We start from the raw sequence: 20123 nt of genomic DNA, 5'->3' as shown, positions 1-20123 counted from the left end.
AGAACCGCATGGACAGTCTGGTACTCGAACTACAAAGGGACGCTCTCGATAGAACGATTCACATTACGGATCTTCTCAGAAAGGCACTGCTGGTTTCACGAAAGTTGAAAATTAAAGATTTGGAAGATTGGTTAAATGGCGAGTTGAATGGCTACGACAATACTCAAATTCCCGATTATAGGACCGTAAGTGGCGAATTGAAGGTTTTCAACCCGTACAACGGCTGGAATCCGGTGATGCTTAATGACAAAGAATGGCAGGATTTGCTGTGTACTCGTAAGCTGGAAATTTCCATCAGCCAGATCGAAAATCTTGTTCAGTCTAGTAAAGGCGGAACATTTCTAATTAAATTTCCCGCCGAGCAGGCGAAGATAATAATGGACTTGATCAGTCGAGAATTTGAGCCAGCTTTACACGCATCGCTTCACCAATTGGTGCTAATAATCGACTCAGTTAAAACTAAGATATTGGATTTTGCATTAGATCTCGAATCACGGGGCATTTTAGGCGAAGGAATGACGTTTTCAAAGCAAGAACAAAAACTTGCGGAAACAATTACGCACAACACGATAAATATACACAGCATGGAAAATTCTCAGATCCAACAGGCCAACGCCGATTCTGACCAGATCAAAAAGCTAGAATAAAAGTGACTAACGGAAAAAGCTCAGTAATGGGCTTTTTTTGTTTTAATTAGCCGGGCGTGGCCCGCTATCTGGTGGTCGCTTCGCTTCAAAGCAAAAATAACGTGCCAAACCGGAACAGCAACATAAAATAAAGCTTTAATTGATATTTCTTGACCATATCGGATCCCGGTCGCCATGCATTTCTCTTTGCGCTGAGTACTGTTTTTCGCGGCAGCCGGTTTAAACGCATTTCCGATCAGATGCATGCTTAGCGCTCTGGAAAATATAAAATTCCAGGTATGCCTCTCTTTCTTAAGCCTTTTATTACGCTTACATATCAGCGGCTTCTCACCAGCCCTATAGCTCGTAGCCTAGCGGACCGGTCCTCGATATTTACTGCTATTTCATACCGGATTTATTGATTGCAAACCACCGTCCTGGATGGAAAAGCGACAGGGGTCGACTTATATTTCATTACTCCTTTTCAGCGATCAACACTGCGCTCCAAATACAGAAGATTGAAATAAATCAGCACAGATCGCACGGGCCAACCTACCAGATTTTGTAGTTGAGCGATCTGCTGGCACTGGTTAAAGTCCTCGTCACTCTTTTGAGGTACTCGAATTGCCGCACGTGCAATGTTGATTTCTCTCGTCAAAAGAGTAAAAGCCAATTAAGGCGCCTGATAATCTAAGGATGTTTACATGAACGCAAACACACAAGATGGTTTCGCTCTCGACGCTGCTGTAATCGAAGCGTTTGCCGATATTCTGAATGATGAGGGTCAAATGCGGGCCGGGTTCGTTATTCACGAGTCCAACAATAATATCTCTGTCGACGCTAAGGATGACTGTAAGTAAAGGATTGAGAGGGTGCTATTCGCATATGTGAGTAGCACGCCCCTAATGTTAAAGTTCCCACAGGCTAAAATATGTATCGCATGACTTCAAGTTTGCGCAAGGCATCGCTGTCTGACACCCTAGTCCATGCCAGACAACTTGCTGTGCAGTTCGGCATAACCCGAGTCACGAATACAACCTGGTTGGACAAAATTGGTATTCCGGTTTTCGCCAGTATTCGGCCAGATGCGGTTGAGGGGTCGTTGTGTGTCAGTGCGGGGAAAGGCATGCACGCCGCGGAGGCGCAGGTGGGTGCCTACATGGAAGCAATTGAGTTTGCCATCGCAGAATATCGCAACAGGAACATTGATGTATTTCTGTCAACGCCGCGTAAAATCGCTGCTCAAACGGATTTCGTGTATGACTTCGTCGACTTTTGCCCCCTCCTCGGCAAGGCAATAGACCCTGACGGGCCATTGGCGTGTGTCCATGGACACGACATCGCAACTGGGCAAACTTTTGCAGTTCCCGCCGAGCTGATTTTCTCTCCATTCAGCGAAAATCCGGGCCAGCGTATTTTCGGCACCAGCACCAACGGGCTCTGCTCTGGAAACACAGTAGAAGAAGCCAGCGTGCATGGCATAGCAGAAATCGTCGAGCGCGATGTCCAGGCCTTCAACTTCATGAAAAATACTTCTCGTCTAGTTCGACGCGATTGTGCGATCGAGACGCTGGATCCATTGTTTGAGCGGGTCGAGCAGTCAGGATTGAAGGCGGTGCTCAGGTACACCCCAAGTGTCATCAAGCTCCCTTACTTCCAAGGGTTCATTATGGAGCCCTCCGATAATGCGCCTATCGCGATCTCCTGTGGCTCAGGCCTGCATCTGTGTCGCGATATAGCGGCCGTAAGAGGCTTGGCAGAGGCCGCGCAGTCGCGGCTTTCTTACATTCACGGTGGTCGTGACGATCTAATCGAGCGGTTCAAATACTTTAGCGTCGATGGCCGCCAGGCAGAACTGGAGGCCGTCGCCCGCTTGCGTCATGACGTCAACGACACTCATCAGGCTGTCGACTACTCCTCAATCGAAGACGCCAACCACAAAATCCATAGCATCGACTCAGCCCTTGAGTGTCTGCTCGAACGGCTGAGAAACAATGGCTTCAGCCAAGTCTTGCGGGTGGTCCTGAGCAAAAAGGATTCGCCGCTCGCGGTGGTCAAGATTGTCATTCCGGGTATGGAGTCGTTCCAGCCGGCTCTCAAGCGCGCAGGTCGCCGCCTGTCCCGCTACATCGCAAGCGAGGGCGGAGAACCATGAAACTGCATTTATTCGTAGGACCTACGGGTTCAGGACTGGAGCAGACGCTGGCCGAACAGCACAAGATCGTGGTGCATTCTCCCGCCAAGCGCGGCGATATCACGGCACTGATCGATCGGTACCCTGTTCCGGGCACCATCGCCATTGTGGATGGCACCTTCCACAGCTTCCCCTCAGTAGGCCATATAGAGATTCGTCACGCCTTACAGGAAGGCTGGGTCGTCTGGGGGCTGGCTTCTATGGGGGCCATTCGAGCATGCGAGATGCGCTTGTTGGGCATGCGCGGCTACGGGCATGTCTACAGGCAGTATTGTGAGGACCTTGAGTTCGATGACGACGAGGTGACATTGGTTCATGAAATCGACGCCCCCTATCGTGCCTTGTCCGAGCCGCTGATTCACATTCGCGGTTTTGTCAGTGCATTGCAGGGAATGCAGGCTCTTTCCGCAGAAAGGGCTCAAGCAATCATCACCGACCTGAAGGAGCGCTGGTACGGCGAACGCACCCTGCCCCGGCTGAAAAGGCTATTGCTGGATACCGGGAAGATGCGGATACAAGAAGTCGAACAGGCGCTATCCGGCTTCAACGCGTATCGGTTCAAGAGTCAGGACCTCCACAACTTTCTGGCGTCCCGGTGCTGGTGCGCCGGGGGCAAGGATTGAACGGACGATGGATGCGAGAGCATTTTTCGAGATCATCGGCGGCTTGCCGTTTATAACCGATGGTTCTCGCCCCGCGACCCTACTGACCGCTGTTGCATGCAGCCGGCGGAATGCGGCACCGGATGCCCACGAGGCGTTGATCGATTACCTGGATCCGGAGAATGCGCGGGTGCTATTCAAGCGACTTGCCAGAAGCCAGGTCGATGAATTCGACTCAACTTTTTGTTCGGCGCTGGAGCAACAAGAAATTGCCGCAGCTACTGTCCGCATCGGTCGAGTGGCTGAAGCTTGGCGCAGTTTTTTTGCGATCCCCATTCGTTACCGAAAGCTGGTCCAGCCGATGAGCAGTTCGACCAGTGCGTTGATCCCACAGACGATCTACCTGGGGCAGCGAGCATTTGAGTCGCACATTCCGCTGGAAGAAACCCTAGTGCATGAGCACGCGCATATCTGGCTGAATTTCGTCATGGAGGCTTACGACCTGCAAACGGAAGACGCGCCCAGGGATTATGTGCTGCCCTCGGGAACGAGTGGCAAGACATTGCGGGGGGTCATGGCGGCCGCGCATTTTGCCGCAGTGGCTTTGAAATTCTATCGCAGCCAGAACAACAACTTGCCCTCGACCGCGCGGCAAGCTTACTTGCACAAGTATCTGGCCGGCTGCCTGGACATTGCCGCGCAACGACCTTGTTTTACTCCCATGGGAAGTCTGGTGGCCCGCGCACTGAATGACTTCTATCAGGACATTACTATTTGCCCGGAAGGAATCCCATCATGACCCTTATCACCATCGCCAGCCAGTTCTCGGACTTTACCGATGGCCGAAAATCCTGGACGTCATTGTGTACGAACGCCCGGCAACTGATGGATGAACTGCGACTTGGCGAACCGTTGTTGTTCAGCGCCATCGCAGAAGACACCTATCGGCTGAAACCTTTTGTCAGCTTGATTATCGACGACATTCCGTATGGCGACGAGGAGCCGTGGCAGGATGTTCCGCTCACGCCTCACTCCACAGCCCTGATCATAAGTGCGGTTGCCGGAGGCTGATATGTACGATGAATTATTCAGTCAAGAAGAAAAAGCTCAGTACTCTCGGCATTTCCTGGTCAAGGGCTTCGGCGTCGAAGGCCAAGCCTGTCTTAAGGCTGGCAGTGTCCTTGTGGTTGGAGCTGGCGGTCTGGGTTGCCCCGCGCTGATGTACCTCGCGGCGGCGGGGGTTGGCCGAATTGGTATTGTCGAAGACGACACAGTGGAAATCAGCAACTTGCACCGCCAGTTGCTGTTTGCGGCCAATGACATTGGGGTGGCGAAGGGCGAAGTAGCACGGCAAAAACTGCTTGGGAACAATCCGTACATTGACATCAAACATTTCAATGACCGGGTCGATGAACACAACGTCATGGACTTTGTGCAACGTTACGATGTGATTCTTGATGCCACTGACAACTTCGCCACCAAGTACCTGCTCAATGACGCGTGCTACCTTTCAGGGAAACCATTGATCTATGCCTCGATCAGCCAGTTCGAGGGCCAGATTGCGGTTTTCAACGTTGTGGATGCCGGTGGTCGGCGCTCCACCAATCTGCGCGATATCTTTCCCGAGCCGCCACCTGTTGGCCTGTCTGGTAACTGTGGCGAGGCGGGCGTACTCGGAGTTTTGCCGGGCATCATCGGTTCACTACAAGCGTTACAGGCGATAAAGATTCTGACGGGGTTGGGTGAGTCTTTCGCCAACAGGCTGACATTGTTTGATGCGCTGAGTCTGCAGATGCGCAATATAACGATGCGTCACCGATCAAGTAACCCCCTCAGCGGGGAGCAGCCCTCCATCTTTCAGCCCCAGATCGCAAAGGCCCGCTGCGGCCTGGCTATCAGCGAAAAGTATTCAATCTCGCCCCGAGCGTTGGAACAGCGTTTGCAGCTCGGAGGACCGTTGCAACTGATTGATGTGCGAGACCAGTACGAACACTCGGAGACTTCTCTTGGCGGTCTCAACATTCCCTTGAGTGAGCTTTCTCTGCACCTGCCACAGTCGCTGGAGGGCATCGATACGGTGGTTTACTGCAAAACTGGCGTGCGCAGTGTGAAGGCCCTGTACGTCATCAAGGCGATCGTCGGGGAAGGGCGTTGCCGGAGTTTGGCCGGGGGGCTGGATGCCTATGTCGCCGCAGGATGCCAGGAGCGCTTGAACTCAGCCGGGGGCACACGATGAATAGCTCGTCGCTTAATGGGCTTGGCCGGGATTTCTACCGTATTCAGATCGCCGCGCTCCTTAATGCAATAGGCACTCGTTGCGGCCAGTTTGCGATCGCTTGGTGGGTGTTGGGAAAGACCGGCAACCCGATTGCCTTTTCTACCTTCGTCGCCATTGCGACCTTGGCGGACGTGCTGTCGCGCGCGGTGTTTGGCTGGCTGGGAGACCAGTATGACCGACAGCGGCTGCTGCTCTGTTGCTATGTGACCAGCGCGGTGATGACACTGGTATTGACCACGCTGAGCACGCTGGATATCTATCAACCGCTGTTGATTGGCCTGTGCCTGGCGGTTTCCGGCGTCAGCATAGGCATTCGCGAGCCGCTGCAGATGAGTTTGACGCCCGCCTTGGTGCCACCAGAAAGGCTAAGCGACGCCGTAAGGCTCAGAAGTATTGTTGGCTCGTCCTCAGCCCTGATGGGGCCTCTTGCCGCAGGCATCCTGCTGGGGCCTCTCGGTGTGCTGGGCACGCTGTGGCTCAATACCCTTGCAGGACTAGCGGCGCTCGCGCTGATCGTCTGCGTCAGGGCGCCGGTAAGGAGCTTCAGCCCAGGCTCTGGGCAGGCATCATATTTCGCGCACTGGTACCAGCGCACCCGAGAGGGGTTTAACGCGCTCTATCTGGTCAAGCCCGAATGGAATTTGAGCGTACTCGCATTTATCGTGAATTTTTCACTATATCCACTGTTTGCGGTCCTGTTTCCGGTCCTGATCAATCGCTACTTCCCCAAGGACCTGTGGTTGATTGCGCTCACAGAAGGGGCGTTTGCATTGGGTTTGCTGGTAGGAAGCCTGACGTGGGTCGCTCGTGCAAATCAGCGTTGGGGCAGGCCGTACGTAGTGTTCGCTGGTTTCCTTTTGGTCGGCTTAGCTATGTTTGGCAGTGGAATCTTCACCCATTTTTTTCACATTCATCCATGGTGGTTCGCCAGCGTTACCGTACCTCTGCTATTTATCGGTGGCATCGGCTTGGTCATGGTCACAGTCAATACATCCACAGTGCGAATGCTGGCGACGCCGGATAATTATAGAAATCGAATCGGCTCGGCGACGTCGTTTGTTTCAGGAATGGTCATCCCATTTGGCACTCTGATCGGTGGCGCGTTTGCCGGCATGTTGGGTGTGAGTTACGCCATGGCGATCCTCGGCGCGATCGTTATCCTGGCGGCTGTTCCGTGTATGTTCAACACTGCGCTGGTGCGGGTTCTTGGCATGAGCGATGACCAGATAAAAAACATCTACAAGGATATTTACCCTGATGCTTTCCCGGATTGAAGGTAATGAACGATGACTTCAACGATCACCGCACGCTTCATCGCAACCAACACACCCACGGTCCCCGCTTCTTTTTGGGAAAGCTTTGTCAGCGTTTCACACGACAAGTCGCGACCAGTGGTGATGGAACAGAGTGCATTGATAGATCAACTGTTAACGCTGGAGGATGCTTTTTATCTGGCAAAGAATGTCATTGAATCGGGAGACATGACTGTCAATGCTGACGGCAAAATGCTCAAGCAACCTTCAATACCCGAGTTTCCTGTTCACTTTGAGGGATTTGAAGCATTTGTCAGGCAGTTCGCAGCGCAAAACAACGCTGAGGGGATCACGTTTACTCGCGATTATTGCCTGAAGCACTCTAGTGCCGTGGCCGCTAAGCTACGGGCGTTCACCTATGGCTACACCAAACGTTATGGGGTGCCATATCCTGGCGCCAATGCGGTCTTCATCGGTGGCAGATACCGTTCGACTTGGATTGGTCTGCACAACGACTCTTGCGATACTTTCCTTTTTCCGGTGTATGGCCGTAAGCGCATGATGATGTGGCCGCCTTCCTATTTCGAAAGTAGGGTCTTGGAAAGAAAGTCCGCGCTCAATGGTGTGTGTTTCGGGCACGTCGATATCAGCCCTTATGCGGCCGATGCAACCGTGTACGAGATCGCTGCGGGTGAGATTTTCTTCATTCCGGCTGGTTGGTGGCATTACAACAAACTGGACGAACTTGAAACCACTTTGACGGTATCGGTGGGGATGTTCAGCCAGGGCACCGTCCGGGGTTTCTGTGAGAACCCGATCAAGGCTTCGTTTGCTTCTGAGGCAAGTGGCGCCCCGATGAATGCGCTAGGTCCTCTGCCCAGTACGGTATTTGAATCGCTGGCGCAGGTGCAGTTACCCACCCAAGCGACACGGTTTATTGACACGATCAGGGATAACAGCAAAATTCAGATGCTTTTGAAGTTGTCTTCCAACGGCGTTATCAGGGATCGCACTTTGGACCGTCCTGATGCCCTGGAGTGGTCAAGCCTGCTAATCCGGGCAAGACTGGACAGTCCACTGTTTTTGCTGGCATTGGAACCAGATGCCGGGTTGCTGTTCGCCGGGGGAGCGATGCTGCATGTAGCACGGTTCCGGGCGATACGACCCTTGGTCACGCTATTGCAGCACGGCGCTTTAGTGGCAGTGACGCAGTTGTTATCCGGGCAACCCGACGATGAAGACACAGTGGATGTAGTCCGGTGGTTATATGTTCAGGCCGCCATCGACGTGAGTGCTTGAAACTCCTATCTCGCCATAGCGGTGTCGACAGCCGTTATGGCGTGTTGGCCCGGCATGTACTCAAGGGACTATTGGTGTGTTTGGTTAGTTTAGTTGTGTCTACCAGGACCTCAGACATCTCTAACCCTGTTTGCTCCTGCTCTAAATAGCAGGGTGTCGTGGAAGCGTCTTGGGTAGAATTATCCCGAATTTGCTAACCCCGCCCATTACTATAGGTATCCTTGCGCAACTGCATAAGTAACCGCTTGAACACGGTTGCAGGCGCCAAGTTTTTTTTGAACGTTGCGCAGGTGGAAGTTAACTGTGTCAGCGGTTACGTTCAAGATGCGGCCTATTTCTTCAGATGTTTTCCCATCCGCCGCCCATCTGAGAACTTCTTTCTCTTTTTGTCTAAGCTCGATATCCAATGGAGTATTGAGTGTCTCGTCCAGTTTGAATATCCAGCTACACACCGTTTCAGTGAAAGCTTTAATAATTGGTTTGAGGGTTTCAAATTCTGTATCGTCAATGGTCTTGTTGGTTCGGGACAGGGAAAGCAGCGCAATACCGCCACCGACCTTACAGGAGGGCTGTGTAACGCCAATGCGCAGCTGGTGGTCGTTGGCGTCGCTCCACAACTGTGGGCAACCATCGAACAACTCCTGGCTCCAACGCAGAGGCTCGTTTGAACATCTGCAGTGCCGTATTGTTGGATCAGCGACTGCATAGTTACTCTCTTTATAGCGTTGAAGCCACGGTGTGGGGTAGTTGCTAAATACATGCATTTTTGGCCGCGTGAATGGAACAGCTTCACACACTGCATAAACAAAAAAATCGAAGCCTATCGATTTTGAAAAAGTCACTGAGTATTCAATGAAATCCTCTACATTAATAATGCATGCGGCGTTCTGGTCGAGTTGTCTGCTCCATGATAAGTACCTCTCCATATATTCACACCTTTTTTGGCATACAGGTCAGTATAGTTGGCCCTGTGCAACGGGTGCAACGCTTGATGTTCTTTCTCAATATTTTTTTGAAGTATTAGGTACTGCGTCGCAGATTTTTGATCTTCTAATCCAATATTCATCAGTCTGAGCCCGCTAGCCGCCTTGGGAGGCTATGAATGCGCCAATTTTTTTACTGCGCGTGAGTGTGGTTGGAGGCTTCATTGATCGCGATTAGGAAGGTTTGGTCGGCATCAGGAGTGCCGCTGTTTTCGAATCAGACGCTTCAGTAGCCTATCACTGTCGCGATTATCCCCCAGCCTCTGCGCGACTTTGTCCGCTTCAGCCTGTTTGTGCTGAGCCGCGATGGACTATGGAGGCGCGGCACGCCTGCGGTGTACGAGATGCGTTGGCTGTCGGTTTCGGCGAATGCCACTTAATGGTCCGCGACGTGGCAGATGAACACCTCACGCGGTTTTGCCGTCCTTGATGCCCTTGACCAGATCGCCGATGCAGGTCTTTTTGCCAGCCCCACACCTGTCCGGTGAATTCGCGGAAAATGATTTCCGGGTCGAAATGGGTGGCACAATATTTGGCCAGTCCAAATCATTATCACCCTTACGCTCCCGTCAGAGGCGCGCCACCGGGCGCACGGCGGCTTGTCTCCCTGCAATCCACCGGATCTCCAGCGCTGTTTTCTGGCGCCAGAGTCTGTGCTCCTGCGCGCGGAAAATGCTTTGGAACTTGCCTCTTTCGCCGCTGTTTTACAGTAGTGATAGTCCGCTTTTGGGGCGTTGTGGTGAATAAATAGAGCGTGTTTCAAGTGGGTTTGTTGATGTCTCTGTCGTTGTCCGTGGTTGCGGACGACGATTTCTCGGGGCTGGACGATCGTTATGTCGCCCGCTGCAAATGGGGGCGGGGCGTTGCCGGGCTTGCGCAGGAGAATGTGCTGTCAGGGCATTCCAGGCGCGATTTCCTGGTGAGCTTCGACAGCGTCGCGCACTCCGAGCCGTGGATGCCGCGGATGACCAAAGCCATCAGCGATAACGTCTACAACTCCAGATCCGAGCTGCCGGTTGCTGTCATACAGGAACGCTACATGAGTGACTGTCTGCAGTATTACCTGGCCAAATAACGACGTGAGGATGTGCCCGGTGCTTATCAAATGACTGATTTTCGTGTGGCCGTCCTCGCTGACAACTCTTTCACTGTTCAATCCCCATCGCCTTGCGCCATCATTTCGCAATCGAACGAGTGACAAAATGTCGCAATGGCTTCGAGACGAGTAAGATAGGCACCCTGATTTTTCATCTCCCCATTTCTTCGGACGGATCCTGCGTTGAGTGTCGTGAAACATCGACCTCCGGGGCGTCGTTTCGATTTCCAATTGATAGAGCAAACAGAGAAAAGGCGATCACTGAAAATGACCAAGACCTCGCGACCTTTATATATTTCCTACGCTGGCCCTTCGCTGCTGGAGATGCCGCTGCTCAACAAGGGCAGCGCGTTCACGCCGCAAGAGCGTATCGACTTCAACCTGGTCGGCTTGCTGCCACAGAACGTTGAAACCATCGAAGAGCAGGTGACCCGCGTCTACAACCAGTACCAGCAGTGCGCGAGCGATCTGGACAAGCACATCTACCTGCGTTCGATCCAGGACAACAACGAAACGTTGTTCTTCCGCCTGCTGGACTCGCATCTGGAAGAGATGCTGCCGATCATCTACACCCCGACCGTGGGTCAGGCGTGCCAGGAATTTTCCAAGATCTACCGCACCCACCGCGGTCTGTTCATTTCCTACCCAGAGCGCGATCGCATCGACGATATCCTGCGCAGCGCCACCAAAGACCGGATCAAGATCATCGTGGTCACCGACAGCGAGCGAATTCTGGGTCTGGGTGACCAAGGCATCGGCGGCATGGGCATCCCGATTGGCAAGCTGTCGCTGTACACCGCGTGCGGCGGGATCAGCCCGGCCTACACGCTGCCGATCGTGCTGGACGTGGGCACCAACAACAAAGAGCTGCTGGACGACCCGATGTACATGGGCTGGCGCCATGAGCGCGTCACCGGCAAGGAATACGAAGATTTCATCGCGCTGTTCATCGAGGCCGTGCAGCGTCGCTGGCCGGACGTGCTCTTGCAGTTCGAAGACTTCGCCCAGACTAACGCCATGCCGTTGCTGGAAAAATACCGTGACGAGCTGTGCTGCTTCAACGACGACATCCAGGGCACCGCTTCGGTCGCGGTGGGCACTTTGCTTGCGGCGTGCAAGGCCAAGAATGAAACCCTGGGCCAGCAGCGCGTGGTGTTCCTGGGCGCCGGTTCCGCCGGTTGCGGGATTGCCGAGCACATCATCGCCGCCATGGTGATCGAAGGCCTGAGCGAAGCCGAAGCCCGCAAGCGAGTGATGATGGTTGACCGTTTTGGTCTCTTGACCGACAGCATGGACAACTTGCTGGACTTCCAGAAGAACCTCGCGCAACAGTCTGGCGACGTGGCCGGCTGGGCGAGCGCAGAGGGTTATCCGGCGCTGCTGGACGTGGTGCGCAATGGCAAGCCGACCGTGCTGATCGGAGTGTCCGGCCAGCGCGGGCTGTTCACCGAAGAAATCATCCGCGAGATGCACAAGCATTGCGCCAAGCCGCTGGTGATGCCGCTGTCCAACCCGACCTCGAAAGTCGAAGTCACGCCGCAGGAAGTCCTGACCTGGACCAACGGCGACGCGCTGGTGGCCACCGGTAGTCCGTTTGCCCCAGTGACTGTGGGCGACCGCACGTTCCATATCGCTCAGTGCAACAACTCCTACATCTTCCCGGGCATCGGCCTGGGTGTGATCGCGGCGAAAGCCACGCGTATCACGGACAAGATGCTGATGGCGGCCTCCAATGCGCTGGCGGAATGCTCACCGATGGTGACGGGCAAAGGCGACGCGGTACTGCCGCCGTTGAAGGAGATCCAGGAAGTGAGCAAGAAGATTGCCCTGGCCGTGGCCAAGCAGGCGCAAGCCGAAGGCATGGCGCTGGAGACCACTGAGGAAATGCTGGTGGAAGCCATCGAGCGTAACTTCTGGATGCCGAACTATCGCAGCTACCGTCGTAGCGCGGTGTAGTTGACCCAACCCCTACAGACGATTATCGCCTCATGAAGACCGCCCCATGGAAACATGCGGCGGTCTTTTGTTTTGCGGCAAAAGACATCAGGATGGACCTTCGATAAAAACAACAAGATCGACGAGGGACGCATGCAAACGGACAGTGTGCTCTATGACTATGTGATCGTCGGCGCAGGCCCTGCCGGGTGTTTGCTGGCCAATCGGCTGTCGCACAATCCTGCGCATCGTGTGCTGCTGCTCGAAGCGGGGGGCCAGGACAATTACCCCTGGATTCATGTGCCGGTGGGCTATCTCTACTGCATCGGCAATCCGCGCACCGACTGGTGCTTCAAGACCGAAGCCGAGCCTGGCCTCAATGGCCGCGCCCTGAACTACCCGCGTGGCAAGGTGCTGGGCGGCTGCTCGTCGATCAACGGCATGATCTACATGCGCGGCCAGTCCCGCGACTACGACGAGTGGGCGGGGCAGGGCAACAAGGGCTGGAGCTGGCAGGATGTGTTGCCGATCTTCAAACGCTCGGAAAGCCACTACGCCGGCGACTCTGACCTGCATGGCGCACAAGGTGAATGGCGAGTCGAGCAGCAACGCCTGTCGTGGACCTTGCTGGACGCCTTCCGCGAGGCCGCCGCGCAGACAGGCATCGCATCGATCCCCGATTTTAATGGTGGCGACAACGAAGGTTGCAGCTACTTCCAGGTCAACCAGCGCCGCGGCGTGCGCTGGAATGCCTCGAAGGCGTTCCTGCGGCCGATTGCCCAACGGCAGAATCTGACCGTGATGACTGGCGCCGAAGTCTCGCGCATCGAATTCGAAAACGGCCGGGCCAGTGCGGTGCTGGCCAATATCGGCAATCAACAGCGAAAGCTGCGGGCCAGGCGCGAAATCATTCTGTGCTGCGGCTCGATCGGCTCACCGATGGTATTGCAGCGCTCAGGCATCGGTCCGCGACCGCTGCTGGAAAGGCTCGGCATCGGGGTGCGCCACGAACTGCCCGGCGTCGGGGCCAATCTTCAGGATCACTTGCAGCTGCGATTGATCTACAAAGTGAGCAATGGTCATACCTTGAACCAGATGGCTGGTAGCCTGTTGGGCAAGATGCACATGGGCCTGCGCTATGCGTTCAACCGCAGCGGACCGCTGGCGATGGCTCCCAGTCAGTTGGGCGCCTTTGCCCGCTCAAGCCCGGAACAGGCGACGGCGAATCTGGAGTATCACGTGCAGCCGTTGTCGCTGGAGCGTTTCGGCGAGCCATTACACAGCTTTCCTGCGTTCACGGCATCGGTCTGCGACCTGCGCCCGCAAAGCCGCGGCAACGTTGAGATCCGCTCGGCGCTGGCCGATGCCGCGCCGGTCATCCGGCCCAACTACCTGAGCCATGAGCACGATCTGAAGGTTGCCGCCGATGCGATTCGCCTGACCCGTCGCATTGCGGCCGCCCCCGCACTTGCCAGCTTCGAGCCGGTGGAGTACCTGCCTGGCGCCAGCCTGCAAACCGACGCCCAACTGCGAGAGGCGGCAAGTGCCATCGGCACCACCATTTTTCATCCGGTCGGCACCTGCAAAATGGGCCAGGGCCCGGATGCCGTGGTGGACGAGCGCCTGCGTGTCCACGGCATCGTCGGGCTCAGGGTGGTGGATGCCTCGATCATGCCGACCATCACCTCAGGCAACACTTGCTCGCCTACGGTGATGATCGCCGAGAAGGCTGCGCAGATGATTATTGAAGATGCGCTGTTAAAAGACGCGTCAGTCAAGGCTGCGGCAGGCACGACTTCGGTATTGAGCGCCGAGACCCTCTAGGCGTGAGCTTGCTCGCGATTGAGCGGGTCAGTCAGCGCACGGTTCGCCGATCTGACGCTAGCGCGAGCAAGCTCACTCCTACAAGCAGCGTCTCCACTAGCCTTTAAAGTTGAGGTCGATTCGCACAACAAAAGAATCCCAACCAGACCTTTTGTTCTCATCCTTTTCACAAAAAATTGATGGCCTGCTGCCTAAAGTTTGCGACGTCGAAAGAGTTTCTTTTCTCTTGATCGACGTTGCCCTTCCAGCCAAGCAGATCCTCATGCTCAACCTAAAAGCAGTTCGTCCGGAGCTCGTGACGGTGGTCGCCAGCGTCTTCCTGTTGCTCGGGTTCAACCTGACGCTCTGGCAGCACCTGTTCGCCATCACCGACTTCGACGGTAAGGGCCTTTTGTTGCGCGGCGCTTTCGCCGTGATGATTTTCTGCGTGTTCAATATTTTCCTGACCCTGTTTGCCTTCAAGAAAGTACTGAAACCGGTGTTGATCGTTCTTTTCATGATCAGTGCCGGGGTGGCTTATTTCATGAGCCAGTACGGTGTCATGATCGACGCGGGGATGTTTCGCAACTTTGCCGAGACCAATGCCACTGAAGTTCGTGACTTGTTGTCTTTGAAACTGGCAGCCTATTTGCTGCTGCTGGGTGTAGTGCCTTCATTGATTGTCTGGAAGATCCCTGTCAACTATCGTCGCTGGCCTCGCGAAGTGCTGAGCAAAGTAGTGGTCAGCGCAGTGTGCGCCGGGGTGATCGGCGGCGTGGCGCTGATGAACTACCAAGGGTTGTCGTCGCTGTTTCGCAATCACCATGAACTGCGTCTGATGGTGGTGCCGAGCAATTACATCGGCGCATCCGTAGGCTATGTGAGCGAGCAAGTGAAGTCCGCGCAACAGCCCTTCGTGACGATCGGCAAGGACGCCAGTCTTGCCAGCGACTGGCAGCAACACAAGCGCAAGTCGCTGACGGTACTGGTGGTGGGTGAAAGTGCCCGCGCCGAGAATTTTGGCATTCTGGGTTACAACCGCGATACCACGCCGCAACTGAAGCAGGAGCGGGGGCTACTGACCTTCACTGACGTGCACTCTTGCGGTACCGAAACCGCTGTGTCGGTGCCTTGCATGTTCTCCAACATGGGGCGCAAGGATTACGACGCCACCACCGCGCGCAACGAAGAGGGCATGCTCGACGTGCTCAAGCGCGCCGGCCTGGACGTCATCTGGCGTGACAATCAGTCCGGCTGCAAAGGCACCTGCGACCGCGTGACGTTGCAAGACGTCAGCAATCTCAAGGACCCTGTGCTGTGCGCCAGCGACGAATGCCGTGACGAGATCCTGTTGCAAGGCCTGCAAGGCTTCATCGATAACCTGGACAAGGACACCGTGCTGGTTCTTCACCAGATGGGTAGCCATGGCCCGGAATACTTCAAACGTTATCCAAAGGAGTTTGAAAAATTCACTCCGGTGTGTGAGAGCAACGCGCTGAATAATTGCTCGCGCGAAAGTATTATCAATGGCTATGACAACACCCTGTTGTACACCGATCACGTATTGGCCTCTTTGATCGATATCCTGCGCAATAACCAGAACAAGGTCGACACCGCCATGCTGTATTTGTCCGATCATGGTGAATCGCTGGGTGAGTACAATCTGTTCCTGCACGGCACCCCTTACATGTTGGCGCCGGATCAACAGAAACATGTGCCGATGATCGCCTGGTTTTCCGATAACTATCAGCAGGCGTTTGCCGTCGATACCCATTGTTTGCAAAAAGAGCGAAATGCCCCGCTGAGCCAGGACAACCTGTTTCACTCCATGCTGGGGCTGTTGCAGGTTCATACCAACGTTTATAACCCGGCGCTGGATATGTTCGCCGGCTGCCGGGGGATATATACGGACGGGGTACTGGCCAATGAATGATCAGGCCAGCGGCGCCAATCAGGTGCAACATTACGTCCGGCATCACGAACAGGGGCTGACCCGGCGCTTGAGCCTGTGGCGCGATGCTCAGCTGGCTCGCCAGGCGCTGCGCGACGCCGGTGAACCGGGGCTGGTACTGGACCTGCCTTCAGGGGCGGGGCGTTTCTGGCCGGTGCTGGCTGAACACGCCAATCGGGTGATCCTGGCAGCCGACCCCTCGACCGACATGCTGGAGATCGCCGAAGCGCAATCGTCGGCTGAGGTGCGCAAGCGGATACGAACCTTCCAGAGTTCGGCATTCTCCATCGGTTTGTCGGCCAACGCCGTCGATTGCATCTTTTGCATGCGGCTGTTCCATCACGTGGCCGACAGTGAAAAGCGTCTGGCGATTCTCGAAGAATTTCACCGGGTCACCCGTGACACCGCGATCGTCGCTCTCTGGGTCGATGGCAACATCAAAGCCTGGCGGCGCAAGCGCCAGCAGACCAGTCGCCTGGGTGAGGATGGCGCACCAGCGCAGCGTAATCGCTTCGTGGTCTGCCGCGCCGACATCGAGTCGGAGTTTCTGCAAAGCGGTTTCACCATCGTCGACCATCACGATTTTTTGCCAGGCTACGCCATGTGGCGTGTCTACGTTCTGCGCAAGAGCGGCTGACCGAGCCGATGGACGGTCGGCCGTAAAGGCCTTGTTCGCTGAACAGCAAAGATGAAGTTGTTCGAGACTTGCAGGAGGGATGCCCGGTAAACGCCTATAGCGATATATACTGCGCGCCATTCTTCAAGGGAGAGCCGTGTGGCCATCGATATTCACTGGATTCGCGACGACGACAGCCTCGCCCAACATTGCGCACAATGGCAAACGCTGCCGTTTGTCGCCCTCGACACTGAATTCATGCGTGTCGATACGTTCTTCCCGATTGCTGCACTGTTGCAGATCGGTGACGGCTCGCGCGCCTACCTGATCGATCCTCTGCTGATCAATGACTGGAAACCACTGTCTGCGCTGCTGGAAAACACCAGCGTCATCAAGGTGGTCCACGCCTGTAGCGAAGACCTCGAAGTGCTGTTGCGCCTCACCGGCACCTTGCCGGTACCGCTGTTCGATACTCAATTGGCCGCCGCCTACCTCAATCTCGGTTTTTCGATGGGCTATTCACGCCTGGTCCAGGAAATACTGAACATCGAGTTGCCCAAGGGCGAAACCCGCTCGGACTGGCTGCAACGTCCGTTATCCGAGACCCAGATCAGCTACGCCGCCGAAGACGCCGTGCATCTGGCCGAGGTCTACAGCCTGCTGCGTCCGCGCCTGTCCGATGACAAGTACGCCTGGGTGCTCGAGGACGGCGCCGATCTGGTCGCCAACCTGCGCCGTGAGACCGATCCCTACGATGCGTATCGCGACGCCAAGCTCGCCTGGAAGCTGTCCCGGGCGCAACTGGCGGTGATGCGTGAGCTGTGTGCGTGGCGCGAACAGCAGGCTCGTCTGCGCAACCAGCCGCGCAATCGAGTGCTGCGCGAGCAATCGTTGTGGCCGCTTGCCAAGACCCAGCCGGATAACCTCGCAGCGCTGGCGAAAATCGAAGACATGCACCCCAAGACGGTGCGCCAGGATGGCGAGTTCCTGCTCGAGCTGATCAAAAAGGCTGGCAGCGTCTCTCCTGATCTGTGGCCCCCGGCGTTGCCGGAGCCGCTTCCCATCGAAGCATCGAATGTACTCAAGGGCCTGCGCAGCCTTGGCCAGCAGCAAGCCGAGCGCCTGGACATGGCACCGGAGTTGATGTTGCGCAAGAAGACGCTGGAAGCCTTGCTCAAGACCGGCTTTCCTGACGGTCCCTATAAACTGCCCGACTCGCTGCGTGGCTGGCGTCGCGAGTTGATGGGTCAGATGCTGCTCGACAGCCTGGCCAATGCCGGAGAACAGCCTTGAAACGTATTTGCTCCATCTACCGCAGCCCGCGCAAGAACGAGATGTACCTGTACGTGCTCAAGAGCGATGCGCTCGAGCGCGTGCCGGTGGAATTGCTCAGCGCCTTCGGCAAGCCGCAGCACGCCTTCAACCTGGTGCTGACGCCAGAGCGCGCGCTGGCCCGTGAAGACATCCATGCGGTCCTGGCCAACCTTGAAAAACAAGGCTATCACCTGCAGATGCCACCGGCCGAAGACGAGTACATCGAACATTTGCCCGAAGAGTTGCTGCGCCGCAACGACCCGATGTGACTGACCTCGACCCTGCGACACGTTGCAGGGGTTTACCGGACCGCTGTCTGCGTCTGGCATGACCCGTTGGCGTGAAGACCCGTTCTTCAGCACAACCGGGCGCCATTGGCTCTGCGGTCGCATGTCCTGCTTTGTTGAGTTTTGAATCCATGCGCGTTCTGATCGCCGAACACGATTACGTTATCTACACCGAGTTGCTTCGCAAGGCCGCTCCCGAGATCGAAATACTGAGCAGCGGCGACTCCGCCGAGCTGTCGAAAATGGCCGCTGATGCGCCGATCTGGCTGGGTCAGCCTGACCTGCTGGCCAACCTGCTGCGTCAGGGGCACACACCTCAATGGCTGCAATCGACCTGGGCCGGCATTACGCCGCTGCTGGCCGAAGGGTTGAATCGCGACTATCGATTGACCCGTGCAGTGGGGATCTTTGGTCAGGTGATGGCCGAGTTCGTCCTGACCTACATGCTGGTGCATGAGCGCGAAGTGCTGGCGCGGCTGGTCAGCCAGGTGGAGCGCAAGTGGGATGCGCGGCTGGGTCATAGCCTTGCCGGACGCAAGGCGCTGATCGTCGGCACCGGTGACATCGGCGTCAGCGTGGCGCAGTTCCTGGTGCCTTTCGGGGTCGAGCTTTATGGCATCGCGTCCAGTGCGCGCAGCCAGGCGCCATTCGTTGAAGTCGGCGGCCCGGAAGATCTGCCACGGCTGGTGGGGGAAGTCGATTTTGTCATCAACCTGCTGCCCAACACCCCGCAGACCCATGATCTGTACGACGCCAAGCTGTTCGCCCGATTCAAGCCTTCGTCGTTGTTCATCAACGTCGGGCGTGGGGTTTCGGTGGTCGATGCCGATCTGGTCGAGGCCTTGAAGGAAGGCCATCTGGCGGGCGCGGTGATCGATGTCTGCCGTCAGGAACCGTTGCCCCAGCGCCACCCGTTCTGGACCGCCTGGGGGCTTCTGTTGACCGGGCACAGCTCCGCGCCGACCTCGCCGCCGGCAATGACGCAACTGTTCGTCGACAACCTCAAGGCCTATGCCCAGGGTGAGGCATTGCGTGGGGAAGTGGATTTCGTCAGGGGGTATTGAGCGACTGCGCAGCCGGTCCTGATTGCTCTGGCACTGCGTTGATCGTCTCTGACAGCACGGCTCGGCGGCGCTAGCGATTCTGATGGCGCTACCGTCGCCAAGCCGTGTTGCTGGATAAAGCCGCGCGGCAGGCTTACAGGGTGAAATCGCCTTCAGCTACCAATTCGGTCAACGGCCGGCGCGGGCTTGGGGTTTCGCGGCCTTGCAGGTACTCGGCCAGGGTCGACTTGTCGCCCAGCTTGCCGATCGCCACGGCCGCATGCAGGGCATAGCCTTCTGGAATCTTCAGCTCCTTGCGCGTCAGCTCTTGATCGAAACCGGCCATGCCGTGGGTGTGCCAGCCGCTGAGGCTGGCCTGCAACGCCAGGTGGCCCCAGGCAGAACCGGTGTCAAAGGTGTGCCACAGCGCCGGTGTCTCTTCGCTGGCGCCTGGCGCGGTGAAGGTGGTCTTGGAGATGATGATCACCAGCGCCGACGCATGCTGCGCCCAGCCGCGGTTGAACTCGTTGAGCAGACCCAGGAACCGCTCCCAGTCTGGCGTATCGCGACGGGCGTAAAGGAAGCGCCACGGCTGCGAGTTGTAAGCCGATGGTGCCCATCGTGCGGCCTCGAAGAAGCTGAGCAGGGTGTCTTGCGGGATGCTTTCACCGGTGAAGGCGCGGGGCGACCAGCGCTCGGTGAACTGCGGGTGAATCGCGTAATCGGCAACGCGTGAATTGGCGCTCATGAAGTTCTGATCCTGAAGAGTAAATAGACCGCAGGCCGCATCGGGCGGCCCGCGGGATCAATCAGATGGGCCGTGGACGGCAGGCATCGTCGAAA

19 protein-coding genes are annotated in these 20123 nt (G+C 56.2%); 16 read left to right on the top strand and 3 right to left on the bottom strand.

Going from position 1 to position 20123, the window contains the following annotated elements:
* Positions 1 to 8 precede the first annotated feature (8 nt).
* Entirely contained in the window at positions 9 to 647 is a 639-nt protein-coding gene (locus tag ACI2KS_RS00915) for a hypothetical protein (protein WP_236437471.1), read from the top strand.
* 20 nt (positions 648 to 667) lie between these two features.
* Here ACI2KS_RS00915 and ACI2KS_RS00910 read toward each other — a convergent pair whose 3' ends face one another.
* Positions 668 to 892 carry a hypothetical protein gene (locus ACI2KS_RS00910; RefSeq protein WP_404616522.1) on the bottom strand — a complete coding sequence of 75 codons (225 nt, stop codon included), beginning with the start codon at positions 890 to 892 and terminating at the stop codon, positions 668 to 670.
* A 665-nt stretch (positions 893 to 1557) separates the two neighbouring features.
* Here ACI2KS_RS00910 and ACI2KS_RS00905 point away from each other — a divergent pair.
* The 7 genes from ACI2KS_RS00905 to ACI2KS_RS00875 are packed head-to-tail and all read left to right on the top strand — an operon-like array spanning position 1558 to position 8252.
* Complete coding sequence (locus tag ACI2KS_RS00905; RefSeq protein ID WP_404616521.1) at positions 1558 to 2781, top strand: YcaO-like family protein; 1224 nt, start codon at positions 1558 to 1560, stop codon at positions 2779 to 2781.
* Positions 2778 to 3443, top strand: a complete 666-nt coding sequence (locus ACI2KS_RS00900; RefSeq protein WP_404616520.1) for a TfuA-like protein — start codon at positions 2778 to 2780, stop codon at positions 3441 to 3443. The genes ACI2KS_RS00905 and ACI2KS_RS00900 overlap by 4 nt, the downstream gene beginning before the upstream one ends.
* A gap of 7 nt (positions 3444 to 3450) precedes the next feature.
* The gene (locus ACI2KS_RS00895; RefSeq protein ID WP_404616519.1) at positions 3451 to 4221 is read left to right on the top strand and encodes an aKG-HExxH-type peptide beta-hydroxylase; all 771 of its coding nucleotides are present in this window, start codon (positions 3451 to 3453) and stop codon (positions 4219 to 4221) included.
* Positions 4218 to 4493: a hypothetical protein gene (locus ACI2KS_RS00890; protein ID WP_404616518.1), complete on the top strand. Its 276-nt coding sequence runs from the start codon at positions 4218 to 4220 to the stop codon at positions 4491 to 4493. The genes ACI2KS_RS00895 and ACI2KS_RS00890 overlap by 4 nt, the downstream gene beginning before the upstream one ends.
* Before the next feature lies 1 nt (position 4494).
* Positions 4495 to 5658, top strand: a complete 1164-nt coding sequence (locus ACI2KS_RS00885; protein ID WP_404616517.1) for a ThiF family adenylyltransferase — start codon at positions 4495 to 4497, stop codon at positions 5656 to 5658.
* Positions 5655 to 6974: an MFS transporter gene (locus ACI2KS_RS00880; RefSeq protein WP_404616516.1), complete on the top strand. Its 1320-nt coding sequence runs from the start codon at positions 5655 to 5657 to the stop codon at positions 6972 to 6974. Before ACI2KS_RS00885 ends, ACI2KS_RS00880 begins: the two co-directional genes overlap by 4 nt.
* Positions 6975 to 6986: 12 nt before the next feature.
* Positions 6987 to 8252, top strand: coding sequence for a cupin-like domain-containing protein (locus tag ACI2KS_RS00875; protein ID WP_404616515.1), 1266 nt, complete (start codon positions 6987 to 6989; stop codon positions 8250 to 8252).
* A gap of 209 nt (positions 8253 to 8461) precedes the next feature.
* Here the strand turns inward: ACI2KS_RS00875 and ACI2KS_RS00870 are convergent, their stop codons facing one another.
* Entirely contained in the window at positions 8462 to 9178 is a 717-nt protein-coding gene (locus ACI2KS_RS00870; RefSeq protein ID WP_404616514.1) for an autoinducer binding domain-containing protein, read from the bottom strand.
* A gap of 832 nt (positions 9179 to 10010) precedes the next feature.
* Here ACI2KS_RS00870 and ACI2KS_RS00865 point away from each other — a divergent pair.
* The 8 genes from ACI2KS_RS00865 (at position 10011) to ACI2KS_RS00830 (ending at position 19301) form a co-directional block, all read left to right on the top strand.
* Entirely contained in the window at positions 10011 to 10310 is a 300-nt protein-coding gene (locus ACI2KS_RS00865; RefSeq protein WP_404616513.1) for a hypothetical protein, read from the top strand.
* A 288-nt stretch (positions 10311 to 10598) separates the two neighbouring features.
* On the top strand, positions 10599 to 12287 hold the full coding sequence (locus ACI2KS_RS00860; RefSeq protein ID WP_404616512.1) for an NAD-dependent malic enzyme: 1689 nt from the start codon (positions 10599 to 10601) through the stop codon (positions 12285 to 12287).
* Positions 12288 to 12419: 132 nt separating this feature from the next.
* The gene (locus ACI2KS_RS00855) at positions 12420 to 14090 is read left to right on the top strand and encodes a GMC family oxidoreductase (protein WP_404616511.1); all 1671 of its coding nucleotides are present in this window, start codon (positions 12420 to 12422) and stop codon (positions 14088 to 14090) included.
* A 262-nt stretch (positions 14091 to 14352) separates the two neighbouring features.
* Entirely contained in the window at positions 14353 to 16002 is a 1650-nt protein-coding gene (locus ACI2KS_RS00850; RefSeq protein ID WP_404616510.1) for a phosphoethanolamine transferase, read from the top strand.
* Entirely contained in the window at positions 15995 to 16657 is a 663-nt protein-coding gene (locus ACI2KS_RS00845) for a class I SAM-dependent methyltransferase (RefSeq protein WP_404616509.1), read from the top strand. Before ACI2KS_RS00850 ends, ACI2KS_RS00845 begins: the two co-directional genes overlap by 8 nt.
* Positions 16658 to 16795: 138 nt before the next feature.
* Entirely contained in the window at positions 16796 to 17929 is a 1134-nt protein-coding gene (rnd, locus tag ACI2KS_RS00840; protein ID WP_404616508.1) for a ribonuclease D, read from the top strand.
* Entirely contained in the window at positions 17926 to 18219 is a 294-nt protein-coding gene (locus ACI2KS_RS00835; protein WP_404616507.1) for a YcgL domain-containing protein, read from the top strand. The genes rnd and ACI2KS_RS00835 overlap by 4 nt, the downstream gene beginning before the upstream one ends.
* Positions 18220 to 18368: 149 nt before the next feature.
* Entirely contained in the window at positions 18369 to 19301 is a 933-nt protein-coding gene (locus ACI2KS_RS00830; RefSeq protein ID WP_404616506.1) for a D-2-hydroxyacid dehydrogenase, read from the top strand.
* Positions 19302 to 19434: 133 nt separating this feature from the next.
* Here ACI2KS_RS00830 and ACI2KS_RS00825 read toward each other — a convergent pair whose 3' ends face one another.
* Positions 19435 to 20028, bottom strand: a complete 594-nt coding sequence (locus tag ACI2KS_RS00825; RefSeq protein WP_404616505.1) for a nitroreductase family protein — start codon at positions 20026 to 20028, stop codon at positions 19435 to 19437.
* Between the last annotated feature and the right edge of the window lie 95 nt (positions 20029 to 20123).

The organism is Pseudomonas sp. NPDC087358, assembly GCF_044900785.1.
GTDB lineage: Bacteria > Pseudomonadota > Gammaproteobacteria > Pseudomonadales > Pseudomonadaceae > Aquipseudomonas.
Note: the sequence above shows the minus strand (reverse complement) of the source record. Positions and strands in the feature narration are given on the sequence as shown.